Raw genomic sequence first — 9,872 nt, 5'->3', positions numbered from 1 at the left:
GGGTCGCAACGCAAGCTGTTTCGTGATGGCTAAGTTTTTTGAGGTGACTTCTGCCGGAACGATTAGCCGTCTCACTAATGCAGCCAGCACAATTCGTCGCATCTCAGCTGGCGCTGCCATTCGTGAGCAAACAGAGTAGGGTATATCGATATGTGGCGCGAACTATTGGGGTTGGCATTTTTGATGTCACTCAATCCGGTGCTGCTCGGCCTGATTTTGGTGGTCATCTCACGGCCTCGGCCGGTGCAAAACCTGCTGGCCTTCTGGGTTGGCGCGCTGATGGTGAATGTGCCGTCCTTTGTGATCGCGCTTTTCGCCTTGCATATGGTGCCGAGTTTTGCGTCCTTCGCGAAGAACCTTGCGACGGCTAACCCGGGCTCGTCCGTCAAGCCTCTCCAACTGGGAACCGGCGTGCTGTGCATCGTGCTGGCCGTTGTGATCGCGGTGCGTCTTCGGTCGCGCAAGCGAGAGAATCAGCCTGTCGCCGCCGGCTCGGGTGGGGACTCGTCGGTCTTGGTGCTAGATCCGGAGACTCCGACGGCCGAACCACGGTCGGTTGGTCGCATCAGGGGTGCGATCGCCGTGGTGGTGGCGAAGTTCCGACGCCTTTTCCATCATGGCAAGGGTGCCTGGGAGAACGGAGCGCTGTGGGTCGCGCTGGTCCTCGGCATCGGATACATGCCTCCGCCTCCGCTGGTTCTCCTGGTCGACACCATCATCGTCGGGTCGGGAAGCGCGCTGGGTACGCAGGTTCTCGCGGCTGTTGTCTTCGTCTTCGCGATGCTTGTCGTCTTCGAGGTAGCGCTCATCAGCTATGTGATCGCGCCGGCGAGAACCCAAGCGATACTCGAACCGATTCACAACTGGGCACTTGCCCACCGGCAAATGGTGTTGCTCATCCTTTTCGCGGTGGTCGGTATCTGGCAAGTGCTGACCGGTGTAGGCATCGTCTAGCCCGATCTAGCTGCCCCGGAATGTCTTCCGGTAGTGGGTAGGACTCATGCCGAACCCACGCCGCAGGTGATGCCGTAGATTCGCGGCCGAGCCGAGGCCGGATTGCCGCGCTACCTCGTCCACGGCCAGATCGTGTGATTCCAGTAGTGTTCTGGCGCGTTCGACGCGTTGTCGTCGTACCCAGTCGCCGGGGGACAGTCCCGTCTCGTCGCGGAAACGCCGATTGAAGGTCCGCACACTCATCCGGCAATGGTCGGCCAGCTGTTGCACCGTCAACGATTCGGTCAGGTTCTCCAGCGCCCAGTTGCGCGCGAATGCCGTTGAATCCCCGGCGCAGTCGGGAAGCGGGCGGTCGATGAACTGTGCCTGACCGCCCTCGCGCCACGCGCCCGTTCGATACCGGCGAGTGGATCGATTGTGGCGAGGTTCGGGGGGCACTCAACGGGTGAGCAGCAGCACGACCAGCGATGGCGCCAGCGGCATCCGCGATGGATAGGGCTGTGCGGCCGCATCCGAGGAAAACCGGACCATGTGGTGCCCGGTGATCGCGAGACCGCCCACGGCGGCGGCGAACAGTGGGCCAATGCCGACGAGCAGGACTCGGCCGGCCCGAAGTCTATTCCCGGCGGCGTGGTTGCCATCAGGCGATCGTATGGGGGGCGTTACTCGCGGTTGCGGCCACGCGCGGTTGCCGAGAAAGGGAAATAATCCCTTGGACAGCAGGCGAAATGCTCGTACAGTTCCTGGCGAACAACAGAACATCGGTGGTGCGGGCCGGATGTGGATCGGTTAACTACTTGATTCATAGGTCGCGGGTTCGAATCCCGTCAGGGTCTTAGGGACCCTGTAGCTCAGCTTGGTAGAGCCATGACTCCGGTCGGCAGCTCACACGCCCGCACCACCTCCATACAACTGAATGCTTGCAGGTGGCGTGAGCCTCATTGGCCTGTGGTTTAACTGCCACAGCACGCCGGCCTTCGTATCGGTGCATGCGACCATGCCCACGCCACAGTGCAAGCAGCGAAACGATTTTCATGATCTGCGGGGGATGTGAGCCGGACGTCGGCCGGTTATCAACTGGCTATTGGGTTCGAGTCCCGAATCCGGTCGGCACCTTCACACGCCCACATCACCCGCTGATCAAGCACAGGCCCGCACCTCATCCCGAGGAAGGAGAAGAACACAATGATGGATGTATTGCGCAGGTTCAGTAGGCGGCGTACGCCGCAGTCGAGCCGTGCCCATGAGACGCAGATTGCCAATGCGGCGGGCGGCTATACGTTCGCGACGGCCGACGACGCCCATCTGCACCGGTTCCTTACTCTCGGGACCTCGGGCGGGACGTACTACGCCTCGGCGGAGGCGCTCACTCGTGAGGCTGCCGACGTGGTATTCCGTGCTGCCGCAACAGATCCGATTCGGCTCGTGCAGCGTATCGCCGAGGTCTCCGAGGCCGGCCGTGCGCCCAAGCAGAACCCGGCCCTTTTCGCGCTGGCCATCGCGGCGTCCTGCGAGGATGTCGATGGTCGTCGTGCGGCGTGTGCGGCCCTGCCCGCGGTGGCCCGTACCGGAACGCACCTGTTCCAGTTCGCGAACTACATCGAGCAGTTCCGTGGCTGGGGTCCGGCGCTGAGGCGGTCGGTGGGCAGCTGGTACCTGGACAAGTCCGTCGACCAACTGGCCTACCAGGTGGTCAAGTACCGGCAACGGGACGGATGGACACACCGTGACCTGCTACGCCTGGCTCACCCCAGGGCGGCGGCGGATGACCGGCGCGCCCTGTTCGAATTCGTGGTCAGGGGCACCGGCACCGCAGAGCTACCGGCGATCGTGCAGGATTTCCTGGCGGCGCAAGCGGCTACGAAGCCCGCGCACTGGGTGGAGATCGTCGGCCGGGGGCACGGGCTGTCCTGGGAGATGCTGCCAGACGCCGCGCTCAATCTGCCGGAGGTCTGGGAGGCCTTGCTGGACAAGGGTGTTCCGCAGACGGCGCTCATGCGTCAGCTGCCGCGCCTGACCCGGCTGGGCCTGCTATCGGGTGGCACCGGGCGCGCGGTGGCCGCGCAGCTGCAAGATGCCACCCGGCTCCGCAGGGCGCGGGTGCATCCGGTGAACGTGCTGGTGGCCGCGCGCACCTACGCCTCCGGGCGTTCGGACCGCGGTTCGAGCACCTGGACTCCGGAGCCCCGGATCGTGGATGCGCTGGATACGGCGTTCTACGCCGCGTACGGTGCGGTCGAGCCTTCCGGCGGACGCGTGCTGCTGGCACTCGATGTTTCGGGGTCCATGGACTGTCGGATCTCGGGTATGCCGCTGACCTGCCGCGAGGCATCGGCGGCGCTGGCGCTGGTTTCCGCGAACGTCGAAACTGATTATCAGGCAATCGGTTTCACGGCAGGAGCGGACTGGCGCAAGCCGGTCGTCACGCCGCTGGACATCACGGCCCGGCGCCGACTTGATGATGTCTGCCGGTACACCGCCGCGCTGCCCATGGGCGGCACCGACTGTGCGCTGCCGATGGTGTGGGCGCTGAAGAACCGCCTGGAGTTCGATGCGATTCACCTCTACACGGATAACGAGACCTGGTACGGAAACATCCATCCGCACCAGGCGCTTGCCGAGTATCGGCAGAAGATGGGGATCGAGACTCGTCTGGTGGTCGTCGCGATGACGGGTACCCGCAACACGATCGCGGATCCGTCGGATCCGCGCCAGTTGGATGTTTCTGGGTTCGATTCGGCTGTGCCGCAGCTGTTGTCGGACTTCACAGCGGGCCGGTTGTAGCAGATGCGGCGGGTGTGGTGGCAGATGTTGCCGCACCCGCCGTTTCGGCACCAGCTGTCAGGTGGCGCGGTGGGCAGGTGTGTGATGATCGGGGCGTGAGCAGCGAACCGAGTACCGGCCTCGACAAGGACATGATGCCCGTGCCCCACGCGCATCCCCACGTCTATGAGGGTCGGTGGCCGGTTCGGATGGCCGACGTCGATTCCGGTGGACGGCTGCGGCTGGACGGGGCCGCCCGGCATATCCAGGACATCGGACAAGACCATCTGCGGGGTGTCGAGGCGGAGGAGACCCACCCGCTGTGGATCGTGCGTCGCACCGTCATCGATGTCATCAAGCCGATCGATTTCAAGGAAGCGTTGTGGCTGCGCCGGTGGTGTTCGGCCACCTCGAATCGGTGGTGCCAGATGCGGGTGCGGTTGGACGGCCGCGAGGGCGGGCTCGTCGAATCGGAGGCGTTCTGGATTCACGTCAGCAGTGAGACTCAAGGCCCGGCTCGCATCGACGACGACTTTCTCGCCACCGTCGCCTCTACCACGGATGTCGATCGATTGCGCTGGAAGGCCTATAACAAACCAGGGAGCCGGGAGACCGCGACGGATATCCGGGACTTCCCGGTGCGCTTCACCGACATGGACCTGTTCGACCACATGAATAACTCTGTGTACTGGAGCATCGTGGAAGACCACCTCTCGCGAAACCCTGAGCTGCTGTCGGGCCCCTACCGGGTGAGCCTTGAGCACGACTCCGCGGTTTCGCTGGGGGACAAGCTCGAGATCATCACCAATGTCTATGAGGACGGAACCGAGTTCGGTGTCCCAGGTCGCAGTGTTACAACGCTCACATATGTCGTTGGCGACGAGGTGAAGGCCCTCGCCTCGATATTCGCTCGATAACTAGACACGGCGTCGGTCGTTTAACAGTACGAGCGTTCTGAACAGGGAATTGTTGGTTACCGGCCGGTAGCAACAGTACGGGCGTACGATTAGCCGCTTCGCAAGGTTGGCAAAAGCCCGCTAATACCTAGCGAAAATTGGCATTGGGAACGGGTGGACCTGCGCATATGGTCTGTGACATCGTCGTAACAGTCAACGCAGTGAACGTGCCTGAGCGTTAACAATCTGTCCGTGGCAGAAAATCGGACAGCCGAACGTCAGGGCAAGTAACAGAGGAGCACCAATGTCGAATGTCGGCAAGCCGCGTACCGCGGCAGAAATCCAGCAGGACTGGGACACCAACCCCCGCTGGAAGGGCATCACCCGCGACTACACCGCCGCCCAGGTCGAGGAGCTGCAGGGCAGCGTCGTCGAAGAGAACACCCTGGCCCGCCGTGGCGCGGAAATCCTGTGGGAAGGCGTCACCAAGGGTGACGACTCGTACATCAACGCGCTGGGCGCGCTGACCGGCAACATGGCCGTGCAGCAGGTCCGTGCCGGCCTGAAGGCCATCTACCTGTCGGGTTGGCAGGTCGCCGGTGACGCCAACCTCTCCGGCCACACCTACCCCGACCAGAGCCTGTACCCGGCCAACTCGGTTCCCGCCGTGGTTCGCCGCATCAACAACGCCCTGCTGCGCGCCGACGAGATCGCCCGGGTCGAGGGTGACACCAGCGTCGACAACTGGCTCGTGCCGATCGTCGCCGACGGTGAAGCCGGCTTCGGTGGCGCGCTGAACGTCTACGAGCTGCAGAAGGCCATGATCGCCGCGGGTGCCGCCGGTACCCACTGGGAAGACCAGCTGGCATCGGAGAAGAAGTGTGGCCACCTCGGTGGCAAGGTGCTGATCCCCACCCAGCAGCACATCCGCACCCTGACCTCGGCTCGCCTGGCTGCCGACGTCGCGAACACCCCGACCGTCGTGATCGCCCGTACCGACGCCGAGGCCGCCACCCTGATCACCTCGGACGTGGACGACCGCGACAAGCCGTTCGTCACCGGTGAGCGCACCTCCGAAGGCTTCTACAACGTGCAGAAGGGCATCGAGCCCTGTATCGCGCGTGCCAAGGCCTACGCCCCGTACGCCGACCTGATCTGGATGGAGACCGGCGTTCCGGACCTGGCCGTCGCGCGCAAGTTCGCCGAGGCAGTCAAGGCCGAGTTCCCGGACCAGCTGCTGTCCTACAACTGCAGCCCGTCCTTCAACTGGAAGCAGGCCCTGGACGACTCGACCATCGCCAAGTTCCAGCGCGAGCTGGGTGCCATGGGCTTCAAGTTCCAGTTCATCACCCTGGCAGGCTTCCACGCGCTGAACTACTCGATGTTCGACCTGGCCTACGGCTACGCCCGCGAGGGCATGACCGCCTACGTCGACCTGCAGGAGCGCGAGTTCGCGGCCGAGGCGCGTGGCTACACCGCCACCAAGCACCAGCGTGAGGTCGGCGCCGGTTACTTCGACCGGATCGCCACCACCGTGGACCCGAACACCTCGACCGCGGCACTGAAGGGCTCGACCGAAGAGGGTCAGTTCCACTAATCCCTTTGTCCCGAGCAGGCGCTGAGTACTAGAAAATTCCACAAGATGGTGGGACTGAGCGCCTGCTCGCCGGAAAGAAATGACTCTCGGTGTGACCCACTGAGTTGACAGCACAGGCCCCGCCCACGTATCCCGTTGGGCGGGGCCTGTGTGCTGGATGGATGAGCCGCTTGCGCGAAGACCATCAGATACGACCAAAACTAACAACGATGTTCAGGGAGTAATACGACGATGACGGACGGAATCACGCGCGTAGGAGTTATCGGCGCGGGACAGATGGGCGCGGGTATCGCCGAGGTATCGGCACGTGCCGGTGTCGACGTGCTGGTGTTTGAGACCACCGAGGCGCTGGTGAAGGCGGGCTCTGCTCGGATCGTTAAATCGCTCGACCGTGGCGTCTCCGCCGGGAAGATCACCGAGCGCGAGCGCGATGCCGCCGTGGCCAACCTGAAGTTCACCACCGACCTGGCCGACTTCTCCGATCGCCAGCTCGTCATCGAGGCGGTCATCGAGGACGAGTCCATCAAGGCGTCGATCTTCGCCAAGCTCGACGAGGTAATCACCGATCCCGATGCGGTGCTGGCGTCAAACACCTCCAGCATCCCGATCATGAAAATCGCTGCCGCGACCAAGAACCCTGGACGCGTGCTGGGTCTGCACTTCTTCAACCCGGTGCCGGTGCTGCCGCTCGTCGAGCTGATCTCGACGTTGGTGACGACGCCTGAGGCGGCCGCGCGCACCGAGGCCTTCGCGAGTGAGGTGCTGGGCAAGCAGGTTGTCCGCGCTGCCGACCGGTCCGGATTCGTGGTCAACTTCCTGCTGGTGCCGTACCTGCTGGCGGCCATCCGGATGGCCGAATCCGGTTTCGCCACAGTCGAAGACATCGACAAGGCCGTTGTCGCGGGCCTTTCGCACCCGATGGGGCCGCTGCGGCTGTCGGACCTGGTTGGTCTGGACACGTTGAAGCTCATCGCCGACTCGATGTACGACGAGTACAAGGAGCCGCTGTACGCCGCTCCGCCGCTGCTGTTGCGCATGGTCGAGGCCGGTCGCCTCGGCAAGAAGAGCGGCGTCGGGTTCTACGAGTACAAGGCCAAGTAGCCACCCAACCGCGCGAGGGCATACCGCACGCACCGATCCCAGCCCGATTGTGTGCGTACGGTATGCCCTCGTCGTATTCGGGGGATAGCGTCGCCCTATGCCAGTGAGGCGCTGTGCGCACAGTTGGCGCACAGCTGCCACCTAGGGGATGCATAGTCCGATCGAGAGAATTGGTGGGTGATCATGTCTGGTGGAACGGGTTCGCGCGCGGGCGTCGGGCCCCCGATGTCCCGCTTCGATGGAAGTGCGATCAGGGTCCTCGTCGTCGACGACGAGGAGTCGCTGGCCGAGCTGATCACCATGGCGTTGCGGTACGAAGGTTGGGAGATCGCAACCGCCGCAGACGGAATGACGGCGATAACCGCTGTCCGCGAGTTCAATCCCGACGTGGTGGTGCTGGACGTCATGCTGCCGGACATGAGTGGTCTAGATGTGCTGGGCAGGTTGCGCGCGCTGCACCCGGGCATGCCGGTGCTCCTGCTCACGGCCAAGGATGCGGTGGAAGATCGGATCGCGGGGCTCTCGGCGGGTGGCGACGACTACGTGACCAAGCCGTTCAGCCTGGAAGAGGTGGTCCTGCGCTTGCGGGCGCTCTTGAGGCGCACAGGGATAACCGCGGACGGGGCTGATACGCGGATTGTCGTGGGCGACCTTGTCCTCGATGAGGACAGCCATGAAGTGACTCGCGCGGGCGAATTGATTGTCTTGACGGCCAAAGAATTTGAGCTGCTGCGATTCATGATGAGTAACGCCAAACGGGTACTCAGCAAGAGCCAGATCCTGGATCACGTGTGGAGCTATGACTTCGGCGGGCGTTCCAACATTGTCGAGCTATACGTGTCATACCTGCGCAAGAAGATCGATACCGGGCACGAGCCGATGATCCACACACTTCGGGGCGCCGGGTATGTCCTCAAACCTGCCCACTGAGGTGACTCCACGATTTCGGAAGCCCTCCGCATGGTCCTTGCGGGCCAGGCTGTTGGCGGTGCAGGTCACGCTGCTTGCTCTGGTATGCGTCGGTATCGGAGCAGGGACCATGCTCGCGATGAATCGGTTCTTGATTCAACAGCTGGACGAGCAGGTGCGCGATGCCGGAGTCAGGTCGGTGACACTGTTCAACCTTGGCCCGCCGCCACCGATGCCAGGCGTGCCGCGACTAGCGGGTCCGGGCCCGATCTTTCTGGACGCACCCGGTCAGTCCACGGGAACGGTGGGTGCCGTCTTGCGCGATGGCAGGGTGGTGGAGGCCGCCGTGATCACCACAACCGGTGCGCGAGAACGGCTTACGGATACCGCATATGGCCAGTTGGCCGCCATCGAAGAGGGTGGATGCGCCACGGCCGCGCTGGACGGCCTGGGTAAGTATCGGCTCATTCGCGCGGGCGCGGATGACGGCACGACAATCGTCACGGGATTGCCGACTGCTGGCGTGGACAGCACCTTGGTATCGGTCCTTGCCATCTTCTGCGTGGTAGGAGCGGTCGCACTGACCGCCGCCGTCGTCGCGGGTGTGGTGGTCATTCGCCGCCAGCTGGCGCCCCTGTCGGATGTGGCCAGTGCGGCACTGGAGGTGGTGGACATGCCGTTGGAGCGAGGTGAGGTCAATCTGCCCTCACCCATCGTGGCGGTGCCTCCCGCCCAAGTGCACACCGAGATTGGGAAACTCGGTACGGCTTTGAACCGCATGCTCGAACGGATCTCGGATGCGCTGTCGGCGCGGCAGGCAAGCGAGACCCGGGTGCGGCAGTTTGTCGCCGATGCGAGCCACGAGCTGCGAACCCCGTTGGCTGCCATCAGCGGCTACACCGAACTTGCGCAACGCAACAGCGAGCATGTCCCGGCTGATGTGGCCCATGCGATGGGGCGGGTGGCGTCCGAAGCCGCCCGCATGACCGAGCTCGTCAGTGACTTGCTGCTGTTGGCACGGTTGGACTCGGGACGCCCACTCGAACAAGCGCGGGTTGACCTCTCGCAGTTGATCGTGGATGCCGTCAGCGATGCGCATATCGCTGCACCCGAACACAATTGGTCGGTACAGCTCCCCGACGAGCCGGTAGTCCTTGTCGGAGACCAGGCCCGCCTGCACCAGGTTCTGGCCAATCTGTTGTCGAACTGTCGAATTCATACTCCACCGGGTACCACGATCACCGTGGGCCTGATGGCCGAGGACGATCACATCAGACTCACGGTGAGCGATGACGGACCGGGCATACCCACGGGACAGCAGTCGGAGATCTTCGAACGATTCGCGCGCGGCGACACGTCGCGATCACGCCGGGGTGGCAGCACCGGCCTGGGTTTGGCGATAGCGGCGGCGGTGGTGAAGGCGCATCGCGGCGTGATCAACGTCCGCAGCGTGCCGGGCAGTACCGCATTCACGGCCACACTGCCCAGCGTTAGTCCATAGGAAGCCCTGCTGGTCAGAAGCGTGGCGGCCCCAGCAGTGGCCCGAGAACCGACAAGGGCGGCGCGGGCGGGGGCGCGCCCTCGAACAGGCCAGGCCCAAACATCGGCCGCGGCGGGCCCCCGAACGGCCCGGGGCCAGGCATGGGCGGGGG

The 9,872-nt window shown here is 63.9% G+C and carries 9 protein-coding genes; 7 read left to right on the top strand and 2 right to left on the bottom strand.

Annotated elements, in window-relative coordinates:
* Positions 1-150 precede the first annotated feature (150 nt).
* Positions 151-954: a GAP family protein gene (locus B4393_RS06020; protein WP_078333368.1), complete on the top strand. Its 804-nt coding sequence runs from the start codon at positions 151-153 to the stop codon at positions 952-954.
* 6 nt (positions 955-960) lie between these two features.
* Here the strand turns inward: B4393_RS06020 and B4393_RS06015 are convergent, their stop codons facing one another.
* Together B4393_RS06015 and B4393_RS28275 are read right to left on the bottom strand one after the other, a co-directional pair.
* Complete coding sequence (locus B4393_RS06015) at positions 961-1,392, bottom strand: helix-turn-helix domain-containing protein (protein ID WP_078333367.1); 432 nt, start codon at positions 1,390-1,392, stop codon at positions 961-963.
* Entirely contained in the window at positions 1,393-1,515 is a 123-nt protein-coding gene (locus B4393_RS28275; protein ID WP_269087564.1) for a hypothetical protein, read from the bottom strand.
* Positions 1,516-2,142: 627 nt separating this feature from the next.
* Between B4393_RS28275 and B4393_RS06010 the strand changes: the two genes are divergently transcribed.
* The 6 genes from B4393_RS06010 to B4393_RS05985 all read left to right on the top strand — a co-directional run bounded on the left by B4393_RS06010 (position 2,143) and on the right by B4393_RS05985 (position 9,721).
* Positions 2,143-3,738: a TROVE domain-containing protein gene (locus tag B4393_RS06010; protein ID WP_078333502.1), complete on the top strand. Its 1,596-nt coding sequence runs from the start codon at positions 2,143-2,145 to the stop codon at positions 3,736-3,738.
* 131 nt (positions 3,739-3,869) lie between these two features.
* Positions 3,870-4,634 carry an acyl-[acyl-carrier-protein] thioesterase gene (locus B4393_RS06005; protein ID WP_070939250.1) on the top strand — a complete coding sequence of 255 codons (765 nt, stop codon included), beginning with the start codon at positions 3,870-3,872 and terminating at the stop codon, positions 4,632-4,634.
* A gap of 283 nt (positions 4,635-4,917) precedes the next feature.
* A complete protein-coding gene (aceA, locus tag B4393_RS06000; RefSeq protein ID WP_070938302.1) occupies positions 4,918-6,210 on the top strand; it encodes an isocitrate lyase in 1,293 nt (430 codons plus the stop codon).
* Positions 6,211-6,441: 231 nt separating this feature from the next.
* Positions 6,442-7,311, top strand: coding sequence for a 3-hydroxybutyryl-CoA dehydrogenase (locus tag B4393_RS05995; protein WP_070938303.1), 870 nt, complete (start codon positions 6,442-6,444; stop codon positions 7,309-7,311).
* Between the two features lie 225 nt (positions 7,312-7,536).
* Positions 7,537-8,241, top strand: a complete 705-nt coding sequence (locus B4393_RS05990; protein ID WP_078333501.1) for a response regulator transcription factor — start codon at positions 7,537-7,539, stop codon at positions 8,239-8,241.
* Positions 8,219-9,721, top strand: a complete 1,503-nt coding sequence (locus B4393_RS05985; RefSeq protein WP_078333366.1) for a sensor histidine kinase — start codon at positions 8,219-8,221, stop codon at positions 9,719-9,721. The genes B4393_RS05990 and B4393_RS05985 overlap by 23 nt, the downstream gene beginning before the upstream one ends.
* Positions 9,722-9,872: the final 151 nt, after the last annotated feature.

It is taken from the genome of Mycobacteroides franklinii (assembly GCF_002013895.1).
Classification (GTDB): domain Bacteria; phylum Actinomycetota; class Actinomycetes; order Mycobacteriales; family Mycobacteriaceae; genus Mycobacterium; species Mycobacterium franklinii.
This window is presented reverse-complemented; position numbering and strand designations above follow the sequence as displayed.